At 73.1% G+C, this 26,656-nt stretch carries 19 protein-coding genes and 1 pseudogene; 11 read left to right on the forward strand and 9 right to left on the reverse strand.

The features are described 5' to 3' along the window. Positions 1–120: 120 nt before the first annotated feature. From AB0E88_RS34335 to lgt, 6 genes are all read left to right on the forward strand, one after another. Complete coding sequence (locus AB0E88_RS34335) at positions 121–534, forward strand: DUF2752 domain-containing protein (RefSeq protein ID WP_361638759.1); 414 nt, start codon at positions 121–123, stop codon at positions 532–534. Between the two features lie 140 nt (positions 535–674). Next, the gene (trpC, locus tag AB0E88_RS34340) at positions 675–1,484 is read left to right on the forward strand and encodes an indole-3-glycerol phosphate synthase TrpC (protein ID WP_361638761.1); all 810 of its coding nucleotides are present in this window, start codon (positions 675–677) and stop codon (positions 1,482–1,484) included. Positions 1,485–1,814: 330 nt separating this feature from the next. Beyond that, complete coding sequence (gene trpB, locus AB0E88_RS34345) at positions 1,815–3,098, forward strand: tryptophan synthase subunit beta (RefSeq protein ID WP_361638763.1); 1,284 nt, start codon at positions 1,815–1,817, stop codon at positions 3,096–3,098. After that, positions 3,095–3,913, forward strand: coding sequence for a tryptophan synthase subunit alpha (gene trpA / locus AB0E88_RS34350; RefSeq protein ID WP_361638765.1), 819 nt, complete (start codon positions 3,095–3,097; stop codon positions 3,911–3,913). Before trpB ends, trpA begins: the two co-directional genes overlap by 4 nt. Positions 3,914–4,033: 120 nt before the next feature. Beyond that, positions 4,034–4,810, forward strand: coding sequence for a thioredoxin domain-containing protein (locus AB0E88_RS34355; RefSeq protein ID WP_361638767.1), 777 nt, complete (start codon positions 4,034–4,036; stop codon positions 4,808–4,810). Positions 4,811–4,933: 123 nt separating this feature from the next. Continuing rightward, on the forward strand, positions 4,934–5,974 hold the full coding sequence (gene lgt / locus AB0E88_RS34360) for a prolipoprotein diacylglyceryl transferase (protein ID WP_361638768.1): 1,041 nt from the start codon (positions 4,934–4,936) through the stop codon (positions 5,972–5,974). A 54-nt stretch (positions 5,975–6,028) separates the two neighbouring features. On the opposite strand, the gene AB0E88_RS34365 is transcribed toward lgt, so the two are convergent. From AB0E88_RS34365 to AB0E88_RS34390, 6 genes and pseudogenes are all read right to left on the reverse strand, one after another. Next, the gene (locus AB0E88_RS34365; protein ID WP_361638770.1) at positions 6,029–6,946 is read right to left on the reverse strand and encodes a CoA ester lyase; all 918 of its coding nucleotides are present in this window, start codon (positions 6,944–6,946) and stop codon (positions 6,029–6,031) included. After that, the gene (locus tag AB0E88_RS34370) at positions 6,943–8,193 is read right to left on the reverse strand and encodes a CoA transferase (RefSeq protein WP_361638771.1); all 1,251 of its coding nucleotides are present in this window, start codon (positions 8,191–8,193) and stop codon (positions 6,943–6,945) included. Before AB0E88_RS34370 ends, AB0E88_RS34365 begins: the two co-directional genes overlap by 4 nt. Beyond that, positions 8,190–9,545 carry an ADP-ribosylglycohydrolase family protein gene (locus AB0E88_RS34375; protein WP_361638772.1) on the reverse strand — a complete coding sequence of 452 codons (1,356 nt, stop codon included), beginning with the start codon at positions 9,543–9,545 and terminating at the stop codon, positions 8,190–8,192. The genes AB0E88_RS34370 and AB0E88_RS34375 overlap by 4 nt, the downstream gene beginning before the upstream one ends. Then, positions 9,533–10,711: an ADP-ribosylglycohydrolase family protein gene (locus AB0E88_RS34380; protein ID WP_361638773.1), complete on the reverse strand. Its 1,179-nt coding sequence runs from the start codon at positions 10,709–10,711 to the stop codon at positions 9,533–9,535. The genes AB0E88_RS34375 and AB0E88_RS34380 overlap by 13 nt, the downstream gene beginning before the upstream one ends. A gap of 8 nt (positions 10,712–10,719) precedes the next feature. Next, positions 10,720–11,835 (reverse strand): ADP-ribosylglycohydrolase family protein, encoded by a 1,116-nt coding sequence (locus tag AB0E88_RS34385; RefSeq protein WP_361638775.1) that lies wholly within the window; start codon positions 11,833–11,835, stop codon positions 10,720–10,722. 437 nt (positions 11,836–12,272) lie between these two features. Then, positions 12,273–13,214: pseudogene (locus AB0E88_RS34390) on the reverse strand (ADP-ribosylglycohydrolase family protein); the annotation flags it as partial. Positions 13,215–14,334: 1,120 nt separating this feature from the next. Between AB0E88_RS34390 and AB0E88_RS34395 the strand changes: the two are divergent. The 3 genes from AB0E88_RS34395 to AB0E88_RS34405 all read left to right on the forward strand — a co-directional run bounded on the left by AB0E88_RS34395 (position 14,335) and on the right by AB0E88_RS34405 (position 21,496). Further along, a complete protein-coding gene (locus AB0E88_RS34395) occupies positions 14,335–15,066 on the forward strand; it encodes a VIT1/CCC1 transporter family protein (protein ID WP_361638776.1) in 732 nt (243 codons plus the stop codon). Between the two features lie 375 nt (positions 15,067–15,441). Continuing rightward, complete coding sequence (gene gltB / locus AB0E88_RS34400; RefSeq protein WP_361638778.1) at positions 15,442–20,040, forward strand: glutamate synthase large subunit; 4,599 nt, start codon at positions 15,442–15,444, stop codon at positions 20,038–20,040. Next, positions 20,033–21,496, forward strand: a complete 1,464-nt coding sequence (locus AB0E88_RS34405; RefSeq protein ID WP_361638780.1) for a glutamate synthase subunit beta — start codon at positions 20,033–20,035, stop codon at positions 21,494–21,496. The genes gltB and AB0E88_RS34405 overlap by 8 nt, the downstream gene beginning before the upstream one ends. Before the next feature lie 126 nt (positions 21,497–21,622). On the opposite strand, the gene AB0E88_RS34410 is transcribed toward AB0E88_RS34405, so the two are convergent. Beyond that, complete coding sequence (locus AB0E88_RS34410) at positions 21,623–22,531, reverse strand: chitosanase (protein ID WP_361638782.1); 909 nt, start codon at positions 22,529–22,531, stop codon at positions 21,623–21,625. Positions 22,532–22,550: 19 nt separating this feature from the next. Further along, positions 22,551–23,474, reverse strand: a complete 924-nt coding sequence (locus AB0E88_RS34415) for a rhomboid family intramembrane serine protease (RefSeq protein WP_361638784.1) — start codon at positions 23,472–23,474, stop codon at positions 22,551–22,553. A gap of 146 nt (positions 23,475–23,620) precedes the next feature. Here AB0E88_RS34415 and AB0E88_RS34420 point away from each other — a divergent pair, with 146 nt between their 5' ends. Further along, on the forward strand, positions 23,621–24,346 hold the full coding sequence (locus tag AB0E88_RS34420; protein ID WP_361638786.1) for a VWA domain-containing protein: 726 nt from the start codon (positions 23,621–23,623) through the stop codon (positions 24,344–24,346). Between the two features lie 33 nt (positions 24,347–24,379). Here AB0E88_RS34420 and AB0E88_RS34425 read toward each other — a convergent pair whose 3' ends face one another. Then, entirely contained in the window at positions 24,380–24,844 is a 465-nt protein-coding gene (locus tag AB0E88_RS34425) for a MarR family transcriptional regulator (RefSeq protein WP_361638788.1), read from the reverse strand. 109 nt (positions 24,845–24,953) lie between these two features. On the opposite strand from AB0E88_RS34425, the gene AB0E88_RS34430 reads away from it, so the two are divergent. Beyond that, complete coding sequence (locus tag AB0E88_RS34430) at positions 24,954–26,411, forward strand: MFS transporter (protein WP_361638790.1); 1,458 nt, start codon at positions 24,954–24,956, stop codon at positions 26,409–26,411. Positions 26,412–26,656 lie beyond the last annotated feature (245 nt).

A 26,656-nucleotide genomic window follows, 5' to 3' on the forward strand; every position in this document is an offset into this window, starting at 1 on the left:
CGAGACCATCTTGTTGATGACCTTGCGCATGCGCTCGGAGCCGCCCTCGGGGGCGAAGGTCAGACCGGAGCACGCGTGCCGGGACGCCCCTCACGGCGTCTTCCGCCTCGGGGGAGCACAATGCGACACGTGAGACACGGACTCCTGGAGCGGCTGGCGGTGCCCGCCGCCCTCCTCGCCGCCGTCGCGGGCGCCTTCGCCTACGTCGGCGCCGTCGACCCCAACGAGCCCGGCCACTACCCCGTGTGCCCCCTGCTGCGCCTCACCGGCGTCTACTGCCCCGGCTGCGGCGGGCTGCGCAGCGCGCACGCCGTCGCCCACGGCGACCTCATGGGCGCGCTGCACGACAACGCGGCGGCGGTCGTGGGCTATCTGGGGTTCGCGGCGCTGTGGACCGTCTGGGTGGTTCACGCGGTGCGCGGACGGCCCTTCCGGCCCGACCCCCGGCCCGCGCACCTGTGGACGCTGGGCGGGCTGCTGCTGGTCTTCACCGTTGTCCGGAACCTGCCGTTCGGCGGTTGGCTCCATCCGTGAGCGATCGGTGAATGTCCAGGTAGTGGGACCGGGATCCACCGGATGCGAAGTCATGGCCTTCGGGCGGATACCATCGCAGTGACCAATGATTCCCCCCTGGTCGCTGGAATGTGTCAACCGTCTGGAAGGGGGCCGCTCGCGTGAGTGTGCTCGACGAGATCATCGACGGAGTCCGTGCCGACCTCGCGGAGCGGCAGGCGCGCGTCAGCCTCGACGAGCTCAAGGAGCGCGCGGCGAAGGCCCCCGCGGCCAAGGACGGCGTGGCCGCGCTCAAGGGCGACGGCGTCAAGGTGATCTGCGAGGTCAAGCGGTCCAGCCCCTCCAAGGGCGCGCTGGCCGCGATCGCCGACCCGGCCGGCCTCGCCGCGGACTACGAGGCGGGCGGCGCGGCCGTCATCTCCGTCCTCACCGAGGAACGCCGCTTCGGCGGCTCGCTGGCCGACCTGGAGGCCGTCCGCGCCCGCGTGGACATCCCGGTGCTGCGCAAGGACTTCATCGTCACGTCGTACCAGCTCTGGGAGGCCCGGGCCTACGGCGCCGACCTCGCCCTGCTGATCGTCGCCGCCCTGGAGCAGCCGGCCCTGGAGTCGCTGATCGAGCGCGCCGTGTCCATCGGTCTCACCCCGCTGGTCGAGGTGCACGACGAGGACGAGGTGGAGCGGGCCGTGGACGCCGGCGCCAAGATCATCGGTGTCAACGCGCGCAACCTCAAGACGCTGGAGGTCGACCGCGGCACGTTCGAGCGCGTCGCCCCGGAGATCCCCGACCACCTGGTCAAGGTCGCCGAGTCCGGCGTCCGCGGCCCGCACGACCTGATCGCCTACGCCAACGCCGGCGCCGACGCCGTCCTCGTGGGCGAGTCCCTGGTCACCGGCAAGGACCCGAAGGCCGCGGTCGCCGACCTGGTCGCCGCCGGCGAGCACCCGGCGCTGCGCCACGGCCGCGGCTGAGGCACCGCTAGGCTTCCCACGATGACTCCGACGATCCCTGCGCCGACCACGGACCGGTACGCCCGCCTGGCGCGCGGCTGCCGCCCCCGTGGCTGCCGCGCGCCCGCACGCCGGGTCCACGGCCGCAGGGTCCGTTATGTCATCGGAGACGAACCCGGGCAGATCAACGGCCGTCGATGGCAGCGCGCCCTTTAGGGGCGCGGGACCGTGCTTGACATGCGGCTACCGCCGCGCGAGCGCGAGCGACCACACGCGGCTCGCAGCCGACGGACCACCCGAGCCCCCACGGCGATCAGTCACTTCCGAGAACACTCACCGTGAGGTTTCCGCATGCCCAGCGACTTCTTCATCCCCGACCCGCAGGGTCAGGTCCCCGACTCCGCAGGCTACTTCGGCGCATTCGGCGGCAAGTTCATCCCGGAGGCCCTCGTCGCCGCCGTGGACGAGGTGGCCGTCGAGTACGACAAGGCCAAGAACGACCCCGAGTTCGCCCGTGAGCTCGACGACCTCCTGGTCAACTACACCGGCCGCCCCTCCGCCCTGACGGAGGTCCCCCGCTTCGCCGAACACGCGGGCGGCGCCCGTGTGTTCCTCAAGCGTGAGGACCTCAACCACACCGGCTCGCACAAGATCAACAACGTGCTCGGCCAGGCCCTGCTCACCAAGCGCATGGGCAAGACCCGCGTGATCGCCGAGACCGGAGCCGGCCAGCACGGCGTCGCCACGGCCACCGCCTGCGCGCTGTTCGGCCTCGAGTGCACGATCTACATGGGTGAGATCGACACCCGCCGCCAGGCCCTCAACGTCGCCCGCATGCGCATGCTCGGCGCCGAGGTCGTGGCCGTGAAGTCCGGCAGCCGCACCCTGAAGGACGCCATCAACGAGGCGTTCCGCGACTGGGTCGCCAACGTCGACCACACCCACTACCTCTTCGGCACGGTCGCCGGCCCCCACCCCTTCCCGGCGATGGTCCGCGACTTCCACCGCGTCATCGGCGTGGAGGCACGCCGCCAGCTCCTGGAGCGGGCCGGCCGCCTGCCCGACGCCGCGATCGCCTGCGTCGGCGGCGGATCCAACGCCATCGGTCTCTTCCACGCCTTCATCCCCGACGAGGGCGTCCGCCTCATCGGCTGCGAGCCCGCCGGCCACGGCGTCGAGACCGGTGAGCACGCGGCCACCCTGACCGCGGGCGAGCCGGGCATCCTGCACGGCTCGCGCTCCTACGTCCTGCAGGACGAGGAGGGCCAGATCACCGAGCCGTACTCCATCTCGGCCGGTCTTGACTACCCCGGCATCGGTCCCGAGCACTCCTACCTCAAGGACTCCGGCCGCGGCGAGTACCGCGCGGTCACGGACGACGCCGCGATGCAGGCGCTGCGCCTGTTGTCGCGCACCGAGGGCGTCATCCCGGCCATCGAGAGCGCCCACGCCCTCGCCGGCGCCCTGGAGGTCGGCCGCGAGCTGGGCGAGGACGGCCTGATCGTGGTCAACCTGTCCGGCCGCGGCGACAAGGACATGGACACCGCCGCCCGCTACTTCGGGCTGTACGACACCGACGCGGAGGTCGCCGCGAACGAGGCCGACACGGCGGAGATCGAGGGGGACGCCAAGTGAGCGGGAACATTCAGCTGCTGACCGACACCCTGGCCGCCGCCAAGGCCGAGGGCCGCTCCGCGCTCATCGCCTACCTGCCGGCCGGGTTCCCGACCGTGGACGGCGGCATCGAGGCGATCAAGGCCGTCTTCGACGGCGGCGCCGACATCGTCGAGGTGGGCCTGCCGCACAGCGACCCCGTGCTCGACGGCCCGGTCATCCAGACCGCCGACGACATCGCCCTGCGCGGCGGCGTGAAGATCGCCGACGTGATGCGCACGGTGCGCGAGGCCCACCGGGCGACCGGCAAGCCGGTGCTGGTCATGACCTACTGGAACCCCATCGACCGCTACGGCGTCGAGCGCTTCACCGCCGAGCTGGCCGAGGCGGGCGGCGCGGGCTGCATCCTGCCCGACCTGCCGGTGCAGGAGTCGGCGCTGTGGCGCGAGCACGCCGACAAGCACGGACTCGCGACCGTGTTCGTCGTGGCGCCCAGCAGCAAGGACGCGCGGCTCGCGGAGATCACCGCGGCGGGCAGCGGCTTCGTCTACGCCGCCTCCCTCATGGGCGTCACCGGCACCCGTGAGTCCGTCGGCGCACAGGCCCAGGACCTGGTCGGACGCACTCGCGCGACCGGCGCCGGCCTGCCGGTGTGCGTCGGCCTCGGTGTCTCCAACCGCGCGCAGGCCGCCGAGGTGGCCGGCTTCGCCGACGGCGTGATCGTCGGCTCGGCCTTCGTCAAGCGGATGCTGGACGCGCCGGACGAGGCGGCCGGCCTGGAGGCGGTGCGCGCACTCGCCGGTGAGCTGGCGCTGGGCGTGCGCGGACAGGCATAGGCATCCGCGCGCCGACGGCGACGCAGGCATAACAGACAGGGACATTTCGTATCGGTCACTCGAACGGGTGGACCTGGGACCGGGGAGGCGCAATGCGCCTCCCCGGTTCGTTCTGGGGGTGTGAGCGAGAAGAACCGTGACGGAAAGCGCACTGCCAGGGAGCGGCTGGCGGTCGAGCGTGAGAAGCAGAAGACTGCCGAGAAGCGCAGGCGCACCCTGATCATCGGGGCCGGCGTGGTCTGCGTGCTCGGCCTGGCGGCGGTGATCGGCGTCGTCGCCGCGAACGCGGGCAAGGACAAGAGCTCCAGCAGCGCGGGGCCCGTGGTCGCGCCCTCGGGCGCGCAGGGCAAGGACGCCCTGGCCATCCCGGTCGGCAAGGACAGCGCCAAATCCACCCTCGTCGTCTGGGAGGACTTCCGCTGCCCGGCCTGCCAGGCCTTCGAGGCGGCGTACCGCCCCACGATCCACGAGCTCACCGGCGCCGGCCTGCTCAGAGGCGAGTACCACCTGGTCACCCTGATCGACGGAAACCTCGGCGGCAGCGGCTCCCGGCACGCCGCGAACGCCGCGGCCTGCGCCCAGGACGCGGGCAAGTTCACCGCGTACCACGACGTGCTGTACGAGAACCAGCCGAAGGAGACCGACGACGCCTTCGCCGAGGACAGCAAGCTGATCGAGCTGGCCGGCAAGGTCCCCGGGCTGGAGACGCCCGCCTTCGTCTCCTGTGTGCGGGACGGCAAGCACAACAGCTGGGTGGCGAAGTCCCACCAGGCGTTCCAGAAGGGCGGCTTCCAGGGCACCCCGACCGTGCTGCTCAACGGCAAGAACATCTACCAGGACCAGACGATGACCCCGGCGAAGCTGAAGCAGCTGGTCCAGGAGGCCGCCAAGGGCTGATGTCCCCCGCTGCCCGAGCCGGGCCCGGCGGCGTCTCACGGCGTTTTCTCACGGCCCCGTTACGGACCCGTAGCCAGGCGGCTTGCCGTCGCCCGGGTCCGGCACGGTAGCGTCGACCTTGCCATGGAACTTGCCTTCATTCCCAGCCCGTCGCGCGGGGTGCTGTACCTCGGACCCATTCCGCTGCGCGGCTACGCCTTCTGCATCATCATCGGTGTCTTCGTTGCCGTCTGGCTCGGCAACAAGCGCTGGATCGCCCGGGGCGGACGAGCCGGCACGGTCGCGGACATCGCGGTCTGGGCGGTGCCGTTCGGCCTGGTCGGCGGGCGTCTGTACCACGTGATCACGGACTACGAGCTGTACTTCAGCGCGGGCCGCGACTGGGTGGACGCCTTCAAGGTCTGGGAAGGCGGCCTCGGTATCTGGGGCGCGATCGCCCTGGGCGCGCTCGGCGCGTGGATCGGCTGCCGCCGCCGCGGCATCCCGATGCCGGCGTACGCCGACGCCGTCGCCCCCGGCATCGCCCTGGCCCAGGCGATCGGCCGCTGGGGCAACTGGTTCAACCAGGAGCTGTACGGCAAGCCGACCGATCTGCCCTGGGCGCTGAAGATCACCTCCTCCGCCGACGGGCGGGTTCCCGGCACCTACCACCCGACGTTCCTGTACGAGTCGCTGTGGTGCATCGGCGTCGCGCTGCTCGTCATCTGGGCCGACCGCCGCTTCAAGCTGGGCCACGGCCGCGCGTTCGCGCTCTATGTCGCCGCGTACTGCGTGGGCCGGTTCTGGACCGAGTACCTGCGCGTGGACGACGCGCACCACATCCTCGGCCTGCGGCTGAACAACTGGACCGCGCTGTTCGTCTTCCTGCTCGCGGTGCTCTACATGGTGCTGTCGGCGAAGAAGCACCCGGGCCGGGAGGCGATCGTCGAACCGGGTGCCGACGCCGCCGGCGCTTCGCAGACCGACACCGAGGCCGAGACCGGCATCGAGGCCGCGGGCGACACCAAGGCCCAGGACGGCGCCGAGGCCGCGAGCGACATGAAGGCCGACGGCGCCGCGACCGACGCCGGGCCCGAGGCCGCGACCGAGGAGCAGGTCCCGGTGGCCGACGAGACCAAGGACGAGGCGAAGGACGAGGCGGGGACCGCGACCAAGAAGTCGTGACACGTCACGTCGTACGACCGTGAGGGGTGCCCGGAGTCTTCCGGGCGCCCCTCGTCATGTCGGCGGCGGCCGTCGGCGGCGGCGGGCCAGGTCCAACGTGCGATGGGCCGCCGTCACCGCCGCCGCGTCGATGAAGCGGCCGTCGGGCAGCGCCTGCGCGCCCGGGCGGGCAGCCGCCGCCTCGATCACGGCCTCCGCGTCCTCGATCTCCGCCGCGGTCGGCAGATAGGCCCGCTCGATCACCGGGAGCTGGCGGGGATGGATCGCGGCGCGCCCCAGGAAGCCGAGGGCGCGGCCGTGGGCGCAGCTCGCGGCCAGGCCGTCCAGGTCGCGGATGTCGGGGTGCACGGACTGGGCGGGCGGTGGCAGCCCCGCCGCCCGCGCGGCGACCACCACCCGGGAGCGCGGCCAGTCCAGACCGGCGTCGTCCCGGATCCCCAGATCGCCCCGCAGATCGGCCTCGCCGAGCGCGATGCCGCGCACGGCGCCGTGCGCGGTCGCGATGGCGTGGGCGTACTCGATGCCGAGCGCCGACTCCAGCAGGGCGTACAGCGGTGGCACCCGGCCGCTCGCGGCCACCGTCCGCTCGGCGACCCGGACGATCTGCCCGGGCCCGCCGACCTTCGGCAGCCGCAGCCCCGCCACGCCCGGCAGACGGGCGAGGGCCCGCAGATCGGCCTCCGCGAGCGGGCCGTCCAAGGCGTTGATCCGCACATGCACCGGCACCGGTTGCGGGTCGGCGAGGAGGGCGGCGGTGGCGGCGCGGGCGTACTCCTTGCGGTCGGGGGCGACCGCGTCCTCCAGGTCGACCACCACCACGTCGGCCCCGCAGCCGAGCGCCTTGGCGACGACCCGCGGCCGGTCGCCGGGGGCGTAGAGCCAGGTGAGCGGGGCACCGGCGCGCGAACCAGCGGCCGACGGGGAAGCGGCCGGCGCGGAAGCGGCGGACGGGGTGTGCGGCGGGCTCGTCATACGGCGCCCTCCGCGCGCAGCGCGGCCACCTCGGCCGCGCTCAGGCCCAGCTCGGCGAGGACGGCGTCGGTGTCGGCGCCGTGCGGACGGCCGGCCCAGCGGACGGCACCCGGCGTGGCGGACAGCCGGAACAGGACGTTCTGCATGCGCAGCGGACCCAGCTCCGGATCGTCGACGGTGGTGATCGTGGACAGCGCCTGATACTGCGGGTCGGTCATCACCTCCCGTACGTCCTGCACGGGGGCGATCGCCGCCTCCGCCTTCTCGAAGGCGGCGAGGACGTCCTCGCGCGGGCGCGCGGCGATCCAGCGGCCGACGGCCTCGTCGAGCAGGTCGGCGTGGCGGGCGCGGCCGTCGCCGGTGGCGAACCACGGCTCGTCGATGAGCTCGGGGCGGCCCACCAGCTCCATGACCCGTTCGGCGACCGACTGGGCGGAGGTGGAGACCGCGACCCAGGTGCCGTCGGCGGTGCGGTAGGTGTTGCGCGGGGCGTTGTTGGCGGAGCGGTTGCCGGTGCGTTCCTGGACGTATCCGAGCTGGTCGTACCAGGTCGGGTGGGGGCCGAGGACGGTCAGGATCGGCTCGATGATCGCCATGTCGACGACCTGTCCGGCGCCGGTGCGCTCCCGGGCGGCCAGCGCGGCCATGACGGCGTAGGCGGTGGCGAGTCCGGCGATGGAGTCGGCCAGGCCGAACGGCGGCAGCGTGGGCGGGGTGTCCGGTTCGCCGGTGATCGCGGCGAAGCCGCTCATGGCCTCGGCGAGCGTGCCGAAGCCGGGCCGGTGGGCGTAGGGGCCGAACTGGCCGAAGGCGGTGACCCGGGCGAGGACCAGCCGCGGGTTGGCGGCGGACAGCTCGTCCCAGCCGAGGTCCCACTTCTCGAGCGTGCCGGGGCGGAAGTTCTCCACGATCACGTCGGCGCCGGCGGCCAGGCGCAGCAGGGTGGTGCGGCCGCCGGGGGTGGACAGGTCGAGGGTCAGGGTGCGCTTGTTGCGGCCGAGTACCTTCCACCACAGGCCGATCCCGTCCTTCGCGGGGCCGTGGCCGCGGGACGGGTCGGGTTTCGCCGGGTGCTCGACCTTGATCACCTCCGCGCCGAAGTCGCCCAGGAAGGTGGCCGCGAGGGGCCCGGCGAAGAGGGTGGCGAGGTCCAGCACGCGCAGACCGGTGAGCGGGGCCTCGGTCAGGGACGGGCTGCCTTCCGGGGCCTCGGTCGTGGGCGGGGTACCTCCCGGTGCGTCGGTCATGGACGGGATGCCTCCCGGTGGGTGAGGTGGGCGAGGGCGTCGAAGCCGATGCCGTCGAAGCCGCCGACGGTGGTCGCGAGCCGGTTCTTGAGCGGGGCCGTGAAGCGGTCGGGCAGCGCGGCGGGGGAACCGGCGAGCAGTCCGGCGACGCTGCCGGCCGTGGCACCGTTGGAGTCGGTGTCCAGGCCGCCCGAGACGGCACGGCAGATGGACCCGGCGAAGTCCCCGTCGGCGTGGGTGAGGGCGGCGGCGGTCAGCGCGGTGTTGGGCAGGGCGTGCACCCAGTGGTGGGTGGGCGAGTAGCGGGCGTGGAGCCGGTCGACGACGGTGTCGAAGTCCGCGTGCTCGTGGGCGAGTCGCACCGCGTGCCGGACCGCTTCCGCGAGCCGGGAGCCGGGCGGCACGACGGTCAGGCCGATACGCAGGCAGGCGTGGACGTCGTGTTCCCCGCTCGCCGCGGCGGCGAGGGTGGCCGCGACGAACATCGCCGCGTACACGCCGTTCGCGGTGTGGGTGAGGGTGGCGTCGCGGTGGGCCTGCTCGGCGGCCCCGGCCGGATCGCCGGGGTTCGTCCAGCCGTGGACGTCGGCGCGGATGACGGCGCCGATCCACTCGCGGAAGGGGTTGCGGTGGCGGGCGGTCTCCGGCGGCTCGAGGCCGAGCAGCAGGTTGCGCAGGGCGATGCGCTCGGCGGTGAAGACCCGGCCCGGCGGCAGCTCGTCGAGCCAGAGGGCGGCGACGTCGGCGGTGGTGAAGGCACGGCCGTGCCGCTGGAGCAACAGCAGGTTCAGCAAGGGAAAGTTGAGGTCGTCGTCCTCGGGCATGCCCTCGATGGTCTCGGCCAGCGAGGTGGCGGCCGAGCGGCGGTTCCACGGATGTGCCGCGAGCAGCTCGCCGGGGACACCGCGGGCGGTGAACCAGGTGCTCAGCGGCCAGTTGCCGACCGCCTGGGCGAGCGCGCGGATGCCGTCGAGCGGAAGCTTCTCGACGGGCTTGCCGAGCAGGCAGCCGGCGGCCCGGCCGAGCCAGGCGGCCTCCAGCCGTTCCGGGGAGAGGGGCGTGCGCGGCGCGGGAGCGGGCCAGTCGGGGCACAGGCGCTTGATGCGCTCCAGGCCGGTCGGCTCGTCCAGCCGGCTGGGCAGATCGGCGAGTTCGTCCAGCAGGTCCTCGGCGAGCCGGCGCAGATAGCGGGAGGCGTACCGCGGGGACGCCCCGGCCCGCTCCGGGGCGTCGGGACCGCCGGCCGCCCGCCAGCGCGCCGCGATCACCTTCGGCTCACGGCCGTCCAGGGCCGCCTGGCGCAGCTCGTGCCCGATGAGGTCCTCCGGCTGGACCCAGGTCACTCGGCGCATCCGGCGCCTCCGAGCCGCGCGAACGCCTCCTCGTGGGCGCGCCGGCGCGCCACGTCCCGCCGGAAGACCTCGCGGGCGACGCCGGTGAGGACGCGGGCCGGTTCCCACAGATCGAGGCGGCTGGCCTCGGCGACCGTCTTCGCCCAGTCCTCCGGGACCGGCGAGCCGAGGGCGCCGGCCAGCGCTCCCGCCATCGTCGCGATGGAGTCGCAGTCGCGGCCGTAGTTCACCGCGCCGAGCACGGCGTGCCGGTAGTCGCCGCGCGCCACGACCAACATGCCCAGGGCGACGGGCAGTTCCTCGATCGCGTGCAACCGGGACGGGCGGCGTGCGCCCAAGGAGGGCGAGCGGTAGTCGGGGCCCACGGTGTCGTAGGGGGTGACCGCCTCCCGCAGCGGGGCGAGCGCCGACTCGAAGTCGGTGCAGTGGGCGGCGACGTCGCACACCGCCTCGATGGCCGCCCGGGTGCCGTCCTTCGCCAGCTCCAGGCACGCGCGGACCACCGACTCCGGTGTGGCGCCCGGGGCGCAGGCCGCCGCCACGGCCGCGGCGAAGACACCGGCCGCCTCCCGGCCGTACGACGACTGGTGGGCGCCCGCGACGTCCAGCGCCTCGGCGTAAGCGCCCGCAGGGTGGGCCGCGTTGACCAGGCCGACGGGGGCCATGTACATCGCGGCCCCGCAGTTGACGACGTTGCCGACGCCGGCCTCGCGGGGGTCGACATGGCCGTAGTGCAGGCGGGTGACCAGCCATTTCTCCGCCAGGAAGATCCGTTGCAGGGGCAGCGCCTCCGCCTCCAGCTCCGGGATCCAGCGCGGGGTGGTCATCAGGTCGGGGACCAGGTGGTCGGCGACCGCGTACGCGTCGAGGTGGTCGCGGACGGTGGCGTAGACCCGGACGAGGGCATGGGTCATCAAGGTGTCGTCGGTGACGTGCCCGTCGCCCTTGTGGTACGGCGCGAGGGGGCGGGCGGTGCGCCAGGCGTCGCCGTGCCAGGGGCCGACGACGCCGTGGACACGGCCGCCGTGGCGTTCGGTGATCTGGTCGGGGGAGTAGCCCTCGACCGGGCCGCCGAGGGCGTCGCCGACGGCCGCGCCGACGAGGGCGCCGGTGATCCGGTCCCCCAGGGTCACCGCCCCCTGGCTTTCTTCTCCTTTGGGCGTCATGTGCCGAATCATCCTCCTGGCAGGGCCGGTTGCGCGGCTTCCAGCGACTCGGCGAGTTCCACGAGGTCGGTGCCGGTCAGGCGGGGCAGGGCGCAGCCGGTGAGGGTGCGGCAGGCGGCGCGCCAGGTCTCGGGGATCGCCTCGGCGCCGCCCAGCGCCCCGGTGAGCGCGCCGGTGAGGGCGGGGGCGGAGTCGGCGACCCGGGACAGGCAGGCGGCGGCGGGCACGGCGACGGAGATCCGGCCCTCTGCCGCGGTGGCCAGGGCGAGGGCGACCGGCACGGTCTCGGCGGCGGCGATGCCGTAGCTGTAGACGTGGTCGACGATCTGGTGCTCCAGCGGCGGGACCAGGGCGAAGGCGCTCTCGGCGGCACGGGCGAGGGTGAGCGCGTGCCGGGCGTTGCGGCCGATCTCGGTGTCCGGGGGGAGTTCGGTGAGGGCGGCGGTCACACAGGTGCCGGTGTCGGCGCCGGCGAGGGCGAGCGCGAGGGCCGCGGCCATCGCCCGGGCGCCGTGCACGCCGTCGCCGTCCTGGGTGTAGCGGGCGTCGAACTCGGCGAGGCCGGCGGCGGCGCGGGGGTCGCCGACGTGGGCGGCGGCCAGCACGCAGGCGCGCACGCAGGCGGCGTCGTCGAAGTAGTGCGGGTTGTCGTGGCCGGTCGCGGGCGGGCGCAGACCGGCGGCGAGGTTACCGAGGCCGGCGCGCACGGAGATGCGGGCGCGCAGGGGCAGGACGGCGGACTCGATCTCGGCGGCGCGCTCGGCCGCGACGGCGACCTCGGCGGCGACGGCGGTCCAGGTGAGGTCGATGGCGGTGCGCACCCGGCGTTCCCGGCTGAGGTCGCCGAGCGCGTGGTCGTCACCGGCCCGCAGCACCGCCTCGGCGGCGAACGCGGCCCACTCGGCGTCGTCGGAGGGGCCGAGGCGCAGCGGCTCGGGGGGCTGGTTGAGGGCGATCGGGACGGGGAGGGTGGTGGTGGCGTTGTCCTCGGCGAAGGTGTCCAGCTCGCGGGTGAGCCGCCGGGTCCACTGCGGCATGCGGGCGGCGCGGTGCCGCGCGGCGGGCCATCCGGCCGCGTCACCGGCGGCGAGCCCGAGGAGCAGCCCTTCGATACGGCGGGTCACGGCTTCACCTCGTCGTCCGGCTCCCCGGGATCCATCGCCGGCACGAGGGGGTTCGGCGCCCGGGATCCCCGGGGCGGAGCCCATCCGCCGGCTGGCTCGGCGGGGGGAGGAGCGGGCGCGGGCTCGTGCGCGGCCGGCTCGGCCGGGGGAGGAGCGGACGCGCGCGCCTCGTCCCGTCCCTCGTCGCGTACTCCGTCCCGTCCCTCGTCGCGTACGGCGGCGCGTGCCTGGTCACGTACCTCGTCCCACTCTTCGTCAGGCGCCGCGTTCGGCACGAAGTCCGGCACCACGACCCGCGCCGCCCACGCACCGCCCCCTGCTGCGGGCTCCGGGACCCTCCCGGACTCCGCAGCGCCATCGGCCTCTGCCGCCCTCTCAGCCTCTGCCGCCCGCCACGGCCTGGGCTGCTCCTCGTCCCCGCTCATCCCGGCGGAGTCCACCAGCAGATCCGCCACCTCCAGCACATGCCGCCCCTTCATCGCCGGCAGGCAGCTGCCGCGGGCCGGACCGATGGCCGCCGCCCAGTCGGCCGGGATCGCCGCCACTCCCTGCGTCGCACCGGCCAGGGCGCCGGCCACCGCGGCCGTCGTGTCCGCGTCACGGCCCATGTTCACCGCCGTGAGCACCGCGTCGCGGAAGTCGCCGTCGGCGGCCGCGTACGCGCCGAAGGCGAGGGCGACCGCCTCCGGGGCCAGGTCCGTCCACGGATAGCCGCCGATGACGACGGCCGTGCGGACGGCCCGTTCGCCACGGTGGGCGGCGATGACCGCGCGCCGCAGGGAGCGTGCCGTCCAGGAGTCGTCCGGTACGACGGTGAGCGCGGCCGCGACCACCGCCTCCGGTGCGGCGCCGCCCATCGCCGCCGCCACCCCGGCCGCGACCGCCTGGCCGCCGTAGATGCCCTCGCCCTCATGGCTGACCGAGCCGTCGATCGCGGCGAGCCGTGCCGCTTCCGCCGGGCGGCCCGCGGCGTGCACCCCGGAGACGGCCGCGCGCATGGCGAGTCCGTCGCTCCAGGCGTGCCGGTGCTGGGCGGAGATGGGCGCGGCGAGGCCCCGGCGCAGGTTCTCCAGCGTGCCGCGCTCGCTGAACCCCGCGCCGCGGAAGGGTCCCTCGGCGCGGTCGGCGATCCACTCGTGCCAGGCCGCTTCGACGTCGGCCGGGGTCAGCGCCGAGCCGTGCCGGGCGAGCAGCAGCCCGGAGAAGATCGTGTACTCGGTGTCGTCGGTGCCGGCCGGCTCGGTGGCCACGAAGCCGGTGATACGGCCCCAGCGGGCGCAGATCTCGGAGGGCTTGAGATTCTCCGCCGGCGCCCCGAGGGCGTCCCCGACGGCCAGGCCGAGCAGGGCGCCGCGGGCCCGCTCACGGATCGTGGCCATGGTGGCGTCACCTCCGGGGAGTCCCGTCGAGGGCGGGCGGCCCTCGACGCCAGATGTGCCACGGCGACCGTCCCGCCTCGCGCGTCCGCACCGGCTGTCACCCGGTCGGCGCGCACCGACGTCCCACGCCGCTGTCCTCGCCTGCCGGTCACCCCGCTCACCGAACCTCCGGGACCGGCGCCCGCCTCCGGCCTCCGGGCCGGCTGCCGTTCCGTCGGCGGCGTTCCCGGCCGCCCGCACGGGCTCTCGGCGTACCGGGTCGGGAGCCGGCCGATTCCAGGCGGGCGCCCCCTTGGCCGCCGGTATCGGCTTCCGGCCTCGGGGCCGGCCGCACCGGTCGCCGGGCACCCTGCTCGACCGCCGCCGCGGTCGACGGGTGGCGTCCCGGCCGACAGTCAGGTTGCCGCGCCGGGCGCCCCCGGCCGCCGTACCGGCTGCGACCTCTGGGGCGGCTGCCGTCCAGCCGGCGGCGCGGGCACGGCTCCCGGCTCGCCGGCCCGCCGCCACGGGTACCGCTCCGCGGCGGGCGTCCTCCGCCGTCGGTACCGGCTCCCGGAGTCCTGTCCGGCGGTCACTGGCGGTCACTTGGTCGCAGCCGCCGGGGGGCGTCCCCGGCCGCCGGTACCGGCCGCTGTCCCGTCGGTGGCGTCTCCGGCCGTCTAGGGGCCGTTGGCGTTCCGGGTCGGGCAGTCACCGGTTGGCGCGGGCGCCCGAGCCACCCGGACCGGCTCCCGGCGTCCCCGGCCGGCCCGTCGCGGGACGCCCCCGCTGGTAACCAGCGGCCCGGGCCGGCTGCCGTCCGCTCAGTCGGCGCCCCTGGCCGCCCGGCACAGGCTCCGCCGCCCGCCGACGGGCGCTCGCCCCCGGCCTCCGCGACCGGCGCTCGCCCCCCGGCCGCCGGAACCGGCGCGCCCGCCTCCGGCCCCCGCGACCGGCGGCCCGGCCCCCGCAACCGCCACCCCCGCCGACCCGTGGCCCGCCCCCGCCCGGAGGGCAAACGTGCAGGTTAGTGCAGCCTTTCCTTGCTGGCGGCGCGGGAATCCTGGGCGTAGATTCAGCGTTGTCGGAAATTGGAATCTGTCCAGACTTAGCTTTGCCTTAGCTTTCTTGGGGGACCCTCATGGCCATCATCGAGACCCGGGCGGCGCTGCACGAGGCGCACCGCGACAACCACACCCACCGTGACGTCAACGGAGGGTGGCTGCGGCCCGCCGTCTTCGGTGCCATGGACGGACTGGTCTCGAACCTGGCCCTGATGACCGGTGTCGCGGGCGGATCCGTCGGCCAGCACACGATCGTGCTGACCGGGCTCGCGGGCCTGGCCGCCGGTGCCTTCTCGATGGCGGCCGGCGAGTACACCTCGGTCGCCTCCCAGCGCGAGCTGGTCGAGGCCGAACTGGACATCGAGCGCCGCGAGCTGCGCAAGCACCCCGCCGACGAGGAGGCGGAGCTGGCCGCCCTGTACGCGGCGCGGGGCGTGGAGCCGGAGCTGGCCCGCGAGGTCGCCCGGCAGCTGTCGAAGGACCCGGAGCAGGCGCTGGAGATCCACGCCCGCGAGGAGCTGGGCATCGACCCGAGCGATCTGCCCTCGCCGCTGGTCGCCGCCGTGTCCTCGTTCGGCTCCTTCGCGCTGGGCGCCCTGCTGCCCGTCCTGCCGTATCTGCTCGGCGCCACCGCGCTGTGGCCGGCCGTCCTGCTCGCGCTGTTCGGGCTGTTCGCCTGCGGCGCGGTGGTCGCCAAGGTGACCGCGCGCAGCTGGTGGTACAGCGGTTTGCGCCAGCTTGTCCTGGGTGGCGCCGCGGCCGGTGTGACGTACGCCCTGGGCATCCTGTTCGGAACGGCCGTAGGATGACGCGGCTGGTACTTATGCAAGGGACTGCATAAGTTCTCCATTACCCGCTGGTTTCAGCTCTGTGACGGCGGGGCATGAGCCGTAAGCGCTGCGGGCAACGAGGCCCGCGGCACCCCATCGGGGCGAGCGACGACGCCCGCCCCGCCCCGGTCCGACGGACATCGATCTGTCCGCGTCGGCCCGCCCATACTTTCCGCCGCGGGATCGTCCACCCCCCGCCCGCGCACTCCCGCGGCGTCCGCATGCTGGAACGAAGTATCCGGTTCCCGAGAATCGCTCCATCATGTAACCTGCACGAAATTTTGAGATCACGCAGAGGGCCAACGTCGTCCCTCGGCACTTGCCACATGCCACTTGACGACGACGGGAGAGCCGATGCGTACGCCGCGCCAGCCGTCCCAGCACTCCACGAACGGCCAGAACTGGTCGTTCATGGATGCTCGCCCTGCTGCGCAGGGTATGTACGACCCCCGCAACGAGCGCGACGCCTGCGGCGTCGGCTTCGTCGCCACCCTCACCGGCGAGGCGTCCCACACGCTGGTCGAGCAGGCCCTGACGGTCCTGCGCAACCTGGAGCACCGCGGTGCCACCGGCTCCGAGCCCGACTCGGGCGACGGCGCGGGCATCCTCTCCCAGGTTCCCGACGCGTTCTTCCGCGAGGTGGCCGGATTCGAGCTGCCCGAGGCCGGTGCCTACGCCGTCGGCATCGCCTTCCTCCCCGAGGACGGCGCCGCCGGTGCCGTCTCGCAGATCGAGACGATCGCCGCCGACGAGGGCCTGACCGTCCTCGGCTGGCGCGAGGTCCCGGTCGCCCCGGAGCTGCTCGGCGCCACCGCCCGCTCCACCATGCCGGCCTTCCGCCAGCTCTTCGTCACCGACGGGGCCTCGAAGGACATCGCCCTGGACCGCAAGGCGTTCGTGCTGCGCAAGCGCGCCGAGCGCGAGGCGGGCGTCTACTTCCCGTCGCTGTCCGCGCGGACCATCGTCTACAAGGGCATGCTGACCACCGGCCAGCTCGAGCCGTTCTTCCCGGACCTGTCCGACCGCCGCTTCGCGTCCGCGATCGCGCTCGTCCACTCCCGCTTCTCCACGAACACCTTCCCGTCGTGGCCGCTCGCGCATCCCTACCGCTTCGTCGCCCACAACGGTGAGATCAACACCGTCAAGGGCAACCGCAACTGGATGCGCGCCCGCGAATCGCAGCTGGTCTCGGACCTGTTCGGCTCGTCCGGGAAGACCCTCGAGCGGATCTTCCCGGTCTGTACGCCCGATGCCTCTGACTCCGCGTCCTTCGACGAGGTGCTGGAGCTGCTGCACCTCGGCGGCCGTTCGCTGCCGCACTCGGTGCTGATGATGATCCCGGAGGCGTGGGAGAACCACGACTCCATGGACCCGGCCCGGCGCGCCTTCTACCAGTTCCACTCCACGATGATGGAGCCCTGGGACGGCCCCGCCTGCGTCACCTTCACCGACGGCACCCAGGTCGGCGCCGTACTCGACCGCAACGGCCTGCGCCCCGGCCGCTACTGGGTCACCGACGACGGCCTCGTCGTCCTCGGCTCCGAGGTAGGCGTCCTTGACATCGACCCGGCCAAGGTCGTCCGCAAGGGCCGCCTCCAGCCCGGCCGCATGTTCCTCGTCGACACCGCCGAGCACCGCATCGTCGAGGACGACGAGATCAAGGCGCAGCTCGCCGCGGAGAAGCCGTACGCCGAGTGGCTGGAGACCGGCGAGATCGAGCTGGGCGACCTGCCCGAGCGCGAGCACATCGTCCACACCCACGCCTCGGTCACCCGCCGCCAGCAGACCTTCGGTTACACCGAGGAGGAGCTGCGCGTCATCCTCGCCCCGATGGCCCGCGCCGGCGCCGAACCGATCGGCTCCATGGGCACCGACAGCCCGATTGCGGCCCTGTCCGAGCGCCCCCGCCTGCTCTTCGACTACTTCACCCAGCTCTTCGCGCAGGTCACCAACCCGCCGCTGGACGCGATCCGCGAGGAACTGGTCACCTCCCTGCGCTCCTCGCTGGGCCCCGAGGGCAACCTGCTGGAGCCGACGGCCGCCTCCTGCCGCTCGGTCACCCTGCCCTTCCCCGTGATCGACAACGACGAGCTGGCCAAGCTCATCCACATCAACGCCGACGGCGACATGCCCGGCTTCAAGGCCGCGACCCTCTCCGGCCTGTACCGGGTGCACGGCGGCGGCGAGGCGCTGGCCGCCCGCATCGAGGAGATCTGCGCCGAGGCCGACGCCGCCATAGAGAACGGCGCCCGCCTGATCGTCCTGTCCGACCGGCACTCCGACGCCGAGCACGCGCCGATCCCGTCGCTGCTGCTCACCTCGGCCGTCCACCACCACCTCATCCGCACCAAGCAGCGCACCCAGGTGGGCCTGCTGGTCGAGGCCGGCGACGTCCGCGAGGTCCACCACGTCGCCCTGCTCATCGGCTACGGCGCCGCAGCCGTCAACCCCTACCTGGCGATGGAGTCGGTGGAGGACCTGCTGCGCGCGGGCACCTTCCTGAACGGCCTGGAGCCCGAGAAGGCCATCAAGAACCTGATCTACGCCCTCGGCAAGGGCGTGCTGAAGGTCATGTCCAAGATGGGCATCTCCACCGTCGCCTCCTACCGCGGCGCCCAGGTCTTCGAGGCCGTCGGCCTGGACGAGGCCTTCGTCGAGAAGTACTTCAACGGCACCACCACCAAGATCGGCGGCGTCGGCATCGACGTCATCGCCAAGGAGGTCGCCGCCCGCCACGCCAAGGCCTACCCGGCCTCCGGCATCGCCCCGGCGCACCGCGCGCTGGAGATCGGCGGCGAGTACCAGTGGCGCCGCGAGGGCGAGCCGCACCTGTTCGACCCGGAGACGGTCTTCCGCCTCCAGCACTCCACGCGCACCGGCCGCTACGACATCTTCAAGAAGTACACGGACCGGGTGAACGAGCAGTCCGAGCGTCTGATGACGCTGCGCGGCCTGTTCGGCTTCAAGTCCGGCCGCGGCCCCATCCCGGTCGACGAGGTCGAGCCCGTCTCGGAGATCGTCAAGCGCTTCTCCACGGGCGCCATGTCGTACGGCTCCATCTCGCAGGAGGCGCACGAGACCCTCGCCATCGCCATGAACCAGCTGGGCGGCAAGTCCAACACCGGTGAGGGCGGCGAGGACCCGGAGCGCCTGTACGACCCGGCGCGCCGCTCGGCGATCAAGCAGGTCGCCTCCGGCCGCTTCGGCGTGACCTCCGAGTACCTGGTCAACGCGGACGACATCCAGATCAAGATGGCGCAGGGCGCCAAGCCCGGCGAGGGCGGCCAGCTGCCCGGCCACAAGGTCTACCCGTGGGTCGCCAAGACCCGTCACTCGACGCCGGGTGTCGGCCTGATCTCCCCGCCGCCGCACCACGACATCTACTCCATCGAGGACCTCGCCCAGCTGATCCACGACCTGAAGAACGCGAACCCGCAGGCGCGGATTCACGTCAAGCTGGTCTCCGAGGTCGGCGTCGGCACGGTCGCGGCGGGTGTGTCCAAGGCGCACGCGGACGTCGTGCTCATCTCCGGCCACGACGGCGGCACGGGCGCGTCGCCGCTGACCTCGCTGAAGCACGCCGGTGGCCCCTGGGAGCTCGGCCTCGCCGAGACCCAGCAGACCCTGCTGCTCAACGGCCTGCGCGACCGCATCGTCGTGCAGACCGACGGCCAGCTCAAGACCGGCCGTGACGTGGTCATCGCCGCGCTGCTGGGCGCCGAGGAGTTCGGTTTCGCGACCGCTCCGCTCGTCGTCTCCGGCTGCGTGATGATGCGCGTGTGCCACCTGGACACCTGCCCGGTCGGCATCGCCACCCAGAACCCCACCCTGCGCGACCGCTTCGCCGGCAAGGCCGAGCACGTGGTGAACTTCTTCCGGTTCATCGCGCAGGAGGTCCGCGAGCTGCTGGCCGAGCTGGGCTTCCGCTCCATCGAGGAGGCCGTCGGCCACGCCGAGGTGCTGGACGTCGAGCGCGCGGTGGACCACTGGAAGGCCCAGGGCCTGGACCTCGACCCGCTGTTCCACGTGCCCGAGCTGCCCGAGGGCGCGGTCCGCCACCAGGTGATCGCCCAGGACCACGGCCTGGAGAAGGCCCTCGACAACGAGCTGATCAAGCTGGCCGCGGACGCGCTGGCCGCCTCGGACGCGACGGACGCACAGCCGGTCCGCGCCCAGGTCGCCATCCGCAACATCAACCGCACGGTCGGCACCATGCTCGGCCACGAGGTGACGAAGAAGTTCGGCGGTGCGGGCCTGCCCGACGACACCATCGACATCACCTTCACCGGTTCCGCCGGGCAGTCCTTCGGCGCCTTCGTCCCGCGCGGTGTCACGCTGCGCCTGGAGGGCGACGCCAACGACTACGTCGGCAAGGGCCTGTCCGGCGGCCGGATCGTCGTCCGCCCGGACCGGGGCGCCGACCACCTCGCCGAGTACAGCGTCATCGCCGGCAACACCATCGGCTACGGTGCGACCGGCGGCGAGATGTTCCTGCGCGGCAAGACCGGCGAGCGCTTCTGCGTGCGCAACTCCGGCGCGCTGGTCGTCTCCGAGGGCGTGGGCGACCACGGCTGCGAGTACATGACCGGCGGTCACGCGGTCGTCCTCGGCGAGACGGGCCGCAACTTCGCGGCCGGTATGTCCGGCGGTATCGCCTACGTCATCGACCTGGACCGCGACAACGTCAACGCCGGCAACGCCGACGCGGTCGAGGCGCTGGACGAGACGGACAAGCAGTGGCTGCACGACGTCGTGCGCCGCCACCAGGAGGAGACCGGCTCCACCGTCGCCGCGAAGCTCCTGGCCGACTGGGACACCGCCGTCGAGCGCTTCAGCAAGATCATCCCCAGCACGTACAAGGCAGTGCTCGCCGCCAAGGACGCCGCCGAGCGAGCCGGTCTGTCGGAGACCGAGATCACCGAGAAGATGATGGAGGCGGCGATCAATGGCTGACCCGAAGGGCTTTCTGAACCACGGCCGCGAGGTCGCCAAGTCCCGTCCGGTGCCCGAGCGCGTCAAGGACTGGAACGAGGTCTACGTCCCCGGCTCCCTGCTGCCGATCATCTCCAAGCAGGCCAGCCGCTGCATGGACTGCGGCATCCCGTTCTGCCACAACGGCTGTCCGCTCGGGAACCTCATCCCCGAGTGGAACGACTACGCCTACCGCGAGGACTGGGGCGCCGCCTCCGAGCGCCTGCACGCGACCAACAACTTCCCGGAGTTCACCGGTCGCCTGTGCCCGGCGCCCTGTGAGTCGGCGTGCGTGCTCGGCATCAACCAGCCGCCGGTCACCATCAAGAACGTCGAGGTCTCGATCATCGACAAGGCGTGGGAGACCGGGGACGTCGCCCCGCAGATCCCCGAGCGCCTGTCCGGCAAGACCGTCGCCGTCGTCGGCTCGGGCCCCGCGGGCCTGGCCGCCGCCCAGCAGCTCACCCGGGCCGGCCACACCGTCGCCGTCTACGAGCGCGCGGACCGCGTCGGAGGCCTCCTGCGGTACGGCATCCCCGAGTTCAAGATGGAGAAGCGGCACATCAACCGCCGTATCGAGCAGATGCGCGCGGAGGGCACCCGCTTCCGCACCGGCATCGAGATCGGCCGCGACCTGAAGGCCACGGACCTGAAGAAGCGGTACGACGCGGTCGTGCTGGCCGTGGGCGCCACCACCGCCCGCGACCTGCCGGTGCCGGGCCGCGAGCTCAAGGGCATCTACCAGGCCATGGAGTACCTGCCCCTGGCGAACAAGGTGCAGGAGGGCGACTTCGTGGCGCCCCCGATCTCCGCCGAGGGCAAGCACGTCGTCGTCATCGGCGGCGGCGACACCGGCGCCGACTGCGTGGGCACCGCCCACCGCCAGGGCGCGGCCTCGGTCACGCAGCTGGAGATCATGCCCCGCCCGGGCGAGGAGCGGCACCCGACGAACCAGCCGTGGCCGACCTTCCCCATGCTGTACAAGGTCACCTCCGCGCACGAGGAGGGCGGCGACCGGGTCTACTCCGTCTCGACCACCCACTTCGAGGGCGACGAGGACGGCAATGTGCAGTGGCTGCACCTGAGCGAAGTCGAGTTCGTCGACGGCAAGTTGACCTCCAAGCCGGGCACCGAGCGCAAGATCCCGGCCCAGCTGGTCACCCTCGCGATGGGCTTCACCGGCACCGACCGGGACAACGGCCTGGTGGAGCAGTTCGGCCTGGACCTCGACGAACGCGGTAACATCGCCCGCGACGCCGACTTCCAGACGAACGTCCCCGGTGTCTTCGTCGCCGGTGACGCCGGCCGTGGCCAGTCCCTGATCGTGTGGGCGATCGCGGAAGGCCGCTCGGCCGCCCGCGGCGTCGACCGCTTCCTGACCGGAGCCAGCGACCTGCCGGCCCCGATCCGCCCGACGGACCGCGCCCTGGCGGTCTGAAGGCCCGGGTGACCCCGCGGGGTCACCCCCACTGACGTCCCGTACAACGGCGTGCGGAACACAGACGGCGCCTGCCCTGTCCCCGACCGGACCCTGGGCAGGCGCCGTCGCCTTCTCCGCGCGGCGCTACGGCACCCGGTACGACTCCCCGTACATCTCCCAGCTCAGCGGCGTGTCCAGGGTCAGGTTGCCGCTGTCCAGCCAGCGGCGCTGGGCCGTGTCGACGCGGGAGGTGTCCTGGGTGGTCCGGCGCTGTCTCATCGCCGCGCGGCGCACGTCCAGGAAGGCGGAGAGGTACGTCTTCTCCTCGCCCCCCTGCGCCGGGGTCTTCGCCTGCCGCATGGCGCGCTCACGCAGCACGTAGAAGCCGTCGGCGTCGATGCCCGGACCGTGGAGGACCATCGCGTCGTAGTAGACGAACTGGCCCAGCGTGCCCAGGCCGTCCAGCTTGGCCAGACGCACGGCGGGCTCGAAGTAGACCTCGTCGCGCTCGCGCTCCTGCGCCTGCCGGAACGCCGGGAGCTTCGCCTCCGCCTTCCACGCGGCCGGGAAACCCGGGTCGAGCCCCTCGTGGGAGCCGGTGCCGTCCACGGCCCGCAGCGCCGGGAGGTAGCGGGCCAGACCGTTGTCCGGGTGCTCCCGCGTGTAGCGCTCCACAAGGCCGAGCAGGTCGTGGGTGCCGGTGCAGAAACCGATGACACCGGCCGTGTAGCCGCAGCCGTCGCCGATGTCCTCGATGGAGCCGTAGGAGGTCCGCCAGTCGAGCGTGGAGTTCTCGGCGCTGGCCACGATCTGCTGCGCGAGTTCCTTCTTCGCGGGCGCGGCCAGCCCCGGCGGCGCGTCGGCCAGCACCTCCGCGTCCGGTGACCGCTGCCCGGGGCCCTGCTCCGCCCGGACCTTGGCGTCCTTGCGGGACTCCTGCGTGGCGGACGCGCCGGGGGCGGGCCCGCCGTCGTCCGCCGGGGTGAGGAAGAAGACCGCCGCCGCCGCGACGACGGGGAGGGCCGTGAACAGCAGACAGCCGGTGCGCTTCATGGTGTCGTCCCCGCCGCCCTCACGCCGTGACCGAGGTCAGCTCGGCGACCTTGCCCCACGCGCACAGCGCGAGCAGCGCCAGCACCGCCACACAGGCGGCCGCCTGCACCAGCGTGCGGTGGCGGTTGAGGGGCGCGTAGGCGTACGCCAGGCTCACCGCGCCGCCGGTGAGCAGACCGCCGAGGTGGCCCTGCCAGGACGTCAGACCGGCGGAGATCAGCATCCACAGCAGCAGCATGCCCATGAACCGGTTGACCTGCCCGAGGTCACCGCCCATGCGCCGGGCGAGGACGTAGTACGCCGCGCCCAGCCCGAAGATCGCGCCCGAGGCGCCCACCGACTCGGTCGCCGGGTCGGCGATGAGCAGTTCCAGCACCGAACCGCCGAGCGCGGACAGCAGGTACAGCGCCAGGTAGCGGACCCGGCCGAGCAGGACCTCCGCGACGCGGCCGATCTGCCACAGCGCGAGCATGTTCATCACGATGTGCGCGATCCCGAACGCGCCCTCGGTCGGCGGCAGATGCAGGAACGAGCCGGTCAGCAGTCGCTCCCACTCGCCGGCCACGACACCCTGGGCGTGGTAGTCCGCCGGGAAGCCGCTGTCGTAGACGTAGTAGCCGCCGTCCGGGCCGACCAGCCGGGCGCCGAGCATCGAGAACCGCTCGACGATCCCCGGCCGGACCAGCTCGCCGAGATAGGCGAGCACGTTCAGGCCGATCAGCACGCAGGTGAGGACCGGCGTCGCCGGGACCCGTCCGCCCACGACGGTGCGGGCCTGCCGCACCGAGCGCGCGCCCTCCTTCACGCACTCCACGCACTGGTGGCCGACCGCCGCCTCGCGCATGCAGTCCGGGCAGATGAACCTCTCGCAGCGGGTGCAGCGGACGTAGGACTCCACCTTGGGATGGCGGTAGCACGTGGTGACGGCGGACTCGGGTTCCACGCCGGCTCCTCACAGAGATGGGACGGACGGTGAGCCGGTGGGGACGGCGGCGAACAAAATAGCGAACGCCTGGGGGTGAGGGGTTGCCAGGGGCATGTGTGACGTACCCTCGGCAGCCGGAACCACGACTCCGAGGGGGGCAGCGCGTGGCCGCGATCAGTCTGACCAAGGTGCAGGAGAGCGCGCCGGCGCTCGTCAATCTCTACAAGAGCGCGGGGGTGTCGCTCACCAAGCACGGCCTGGACGGCCTCAGGGCGGCCGTGTACCTCGTCGTCGACTACTCGGGCTCGATGAAGCCCTATTACCAGGACGGCAGTGTGCAGGCGCTCGCCGACCGGGTGCTGGGCCTGTCCGCGCACCTCGACGACGACGGCGTCGTCCCGGTCGTCTTCTTCTCCACCGACGTCGACGCCGTCACCGACATCGCGCTCGCCGACCACCAGGGCCGCATCGACCGGATCGTGGCCGGGCTCGGCCACATGGGCAGGACGAGCTACCACCTGGCGATGGACGCCGTCATCGACCACTACCTGGACAGCGGCGCGAACCACCCCGCCCTGGTCGTCTTCCAGACCGACGGCGGCCCGATCAACAAGCTCGCCGCCGAACGCTATCTGTGCAAGGCGGCGCGGCTGCCGCTGTTCTGGCAGTTCGTCGGCTTCGGCGACCCGCACAGCAAGCAGTTCGACTTCCTGCGCAAGCTCGACGACCTCGCCGTACCGGACAAGCGGACGGTCGACAACGCCGGTTTCTTCCATGCCGGCACCGACCCGCGCACGGTGTCCGACGCCGAGCTGTACGACCGGCTGGTGGGGGAGTTCCCGCAGTGGCTCACGGCCGCCCGCGCGCAGGGCATCGTGCGCCCGGCCTGATCCCGCCCTCTTGGAGGGCATCGCCGTACGCGGTCAGGAACCGGTGAGGCGGGCCGCCGCCGCGCGCTGCCGCCGCGCCATCACCGTCAGGAACCGCACGACGGTGTCCAGCTCCTCGGTGCTGAACTCCTCGCACGCCTCGACGATGTCCCGGGCCCAGTCCTCGAAGAACGCGGCCAGCTCACCGACCCGGTCCGCGTCCAGCTCCACCAGCACCCTGCGCTTGTCCGTGGGGTGCTTGACGCGCCGGGCGAACCCCTTGGCCTCCAGGCGGTCCACCAGTCCGGTGACGGAGGCGGGGGCCAGCCCGGTCAGCCGGGCGAGGTCCTTGGCGGTGAGCGGGCCGTGCCGCTCCAGCAGGTCGAGGGTCTTCTCCTCGGTCGCGCTCAGCCCCTGCTTGGCGGCGATCGCCGAGTGGAACATCACCGTGACGCCACTGTGCTCACGGCCGACGGCCATGAGCCGTCCCAGGGTCTCCGCGCGCTTCTCGTCCGACATGCTCCCACCCTACTAAAAATTTAGTTCGCCCGAACGAATGACTTGCGATCACCCTTCACTCCCTGCAACTCTTTCGTTAGCCCGAACGAAATAAAAAGGGAGCCCCGCCATGCCCGAGTCCACGCCGAAAGCGACCCTCACCACACCCCCTCCACCCCCCGCCACCTCCGCACCGCACCCCCGCCGCTGGGCGGCGGCCGTCGTGATGATGACCGCCGCCCTGATGGACCTCCTCGACGTCACGATCGTCAACGTCGCCGTCCCGTCCATCGCCCGCGACCTGCACGCGTCGGCCGGCGATCTCCAGTGGCTGGTCTCGGCCTACCTGCTGGGCTTCGGCGCCACGCTGATCGTCTCCGGCCACCTCGGCGACCGCTACGGCCGCCGCGCCCTCTTCCTCACCGGCACCGCGGGCTTCGGCCTGGCGAGCCTGGCCTGCGGCATCGCCCAGTCACCGGGCCAGCTGATCGCCGCACGCGCCGTGCAGGGCGTCATGGCGGCCGTCCTCGTACCCCAGGTGATCGGCTCGTTCCGCACCCTGTTCACCGGCAAGGAGCGCGGCGCCGCCTTCGGGATGTACGGCGCGGTGTCCGGCTTCGCCTCCGCGGTGGGCCTGCTGCTGGGCGGACTGCTCACCGACGCCGACCTGTTCGGCTGGGGCTGGCGCTCGGTGTTCCTCGTCAACGTGCCGATCGCGGTGACGACGTTCATCGGCGGTCTGCTGCTGGTGCCGGCCACGAAGGAGCGCTCGGCCGGACGCCCCGACGTCTTCGGCAGCGTGCTCCTCGCGGCCGGCCTGGTGGCGATCGTGCTGCCGCTGGTCCAGGGCCGCGAGAACGGCTGGCCCCTGTGGGGCTGGCTGTGCCTGGCCGCGGGGGTGTGCGCGGTCGCGGCGCTGGCGCTCGTCGAGGGGCGCCGCCGCACGGCCCGCACCACCCCCCTCCTCCCGGCCCGCGCCTTCCGCCTCCCCGCGTTCTCCTTCGGCGTCCTCGTCCAACTCCTGTTCGCCGTCGGCATGCAGGGCTTCTTCCTGGTCTTCGCGATCTGGCTGCAGGCGGGCGAGCGGTACACCCCGATGCAGGCCGGGCTGGTGACGGTGGCCTTCTCGGCCGGCGGCTTCCTGACCGCGCCCGTCGCGGACTCCCTCGCCGTCACCTACGGCCGGGTGGTGCTGGGCGCGGGCGCGCTGATGATGGCCGGCGGCTTCGGCTGGGTCTGGGCAGCCGTCACGGACGCCTCTGGCACACACACGGGTGCGTGGCCGCTGACCCCGGGCCTGCTGGTGGCCGGCGCCGGCCTCGGCTTCCTCGTCGTGCCCCTGGTCAACGTGGTCCTGTCCGCCGTACCCGCCGACCTCGCGGGCGGCGCGTCCGGCATCTTCTCCACGGCCCAGCAGTTCGGGGGCGCGCTGGGGGCGGCGGCGATCGGCACGGTGTTCTTCGGCCACACCGCCCACGGCCTGACCCACGCCCTGACGACGGCGATGCCGTGGGTCACGGCGACATTCGTCGCCTGCGCAGCCCTCACGACCGCGCTGCCCCGCCGTGCGACGACCGCCGAGACCTGACCCGACGACGGGCTACGCGCCCCGGCGCAGGCCAGCCGCGACGGCGGCCCCGTGCGGGTACGTCGTGGCTGGTCGCGCAGTTCCCCGCGCCCCTAGGGGGTTGCAGTCGCCGTCGGCCTCGACCGACCGGCCGGCAGTCGCGTACGGCGGGAAGGGGACGGGGTGGGGGGTGTCCGCCCGCAGCGTCCGGCACCGGCGGTGGGCGCCGTATCAAGCGACGGCCGGCCGGACCGAGGACGGACACC

It is taken from the genome of Streptomyces sp. NPDC028635 (assembly GCF_040637635.1).
Taxonomy (GTDB): domain Bacteria; phylum Actinomycetota; class Actinomycetes; order Streptomycetales; family Streptomycetaceae; genus Streptomyces.

Excerpts from the sequence above, each read along its gene's own strand:
- AB0E88_RS34335 (WP_361638759.1), top strand. The coding sequence starts at position 121 with ATGCGACACGTGAGACACGGACTCCTGGAGCGGCTGGCGGTGCCCGCC.
- trpB (WP_361638763.1), top strand. The coding sequence starts at position 1,815 with ATGCCCAGCGACTTCTTCATCCCCGACCCGCAGGGTCAGGTCCCCGAC.
- lgt (WP_361638768.1), top strand. The coding sequence starts at position 4,934 with ATGGAACTTGCCTTCATTCCCAGCCCGTCGCGCGGGGTGCTGTACCTC.
- AB0E88_RS34365 (WP_361638770.1), bottom strand. The coding sequence starts at position 6,946 with ATGACGAGCCCGCCGCACACCCCGTCCGCCGCTTCCGCGCCGGCCGCT.
- AB0E88_RS34370 (WP_361638771.1), bottom strand. The coding sequence starts at position 8,193 with ATGACCGACGCACCGGGAGGTACCCCGCCCACGACCGAGGCCCCGGAA.
- AB0E88_RS34375 (WP_361638772.1), bottom strand. The coding sequence starts at position 9,545 with ATGCGCCGAGTGACCTGGGTCCAGCCGGAGGACCTCATCGGGCACGAG.
- AB0E88_RS34380 (WP_361638773.1), bottom strand. The coding sequence starts at position 10,711 with ATGACGCCCAAAGGAGAAGAAAGCCAGGGGGCGGTGACCCTGGGGGAC.
- AB0E88_RS34395 (WP_361638776.1), top strand. The coding sequence starts at position 14,335 with ATGGCCATCATCGAGACCCGGGCGGCGCTGCACGAGGCGCACCGCGAC.
- gltB (WP_361638778.1), top strand. The coding sequence starts at position 15,442 with ATGCGTACGCCGCGCCAGCCGTCCCAGCACTCCACGAACGGCCAGAAC.
- AB0E88_RS34405 (WP_361638780.1), top strand. The coding sequence starts at position 20,033 with ATGGCTGACCCGAAGGGCTTTCTGAACCACGGCCGCGAGGTCGCCAAG.
- AB0E88_RS34410 (WP_361638782.1), bottom strand. The coding sequence starts at position 22,531 with ATGAAGCGCACCGGCTGTCTGCTGTTCACGGCCCTCCCCGTCGTCGCG.
- AB0E88_RS34425 (WP_361638788.1), bottom strand. The coding sequence starts at position 24,844 with ATGTCGGACGAGAAGCGCGCGGAGACCCTGGGACGGCTCATGGCCGTC.
- AB0E88_RS34430 (WP_361638790.1), top strand. The coding sequence starts at position 24,954 with ATGCCCGAGTCCACGCCGAAAGCGACCCTCACCACACCCCCTCCACCC.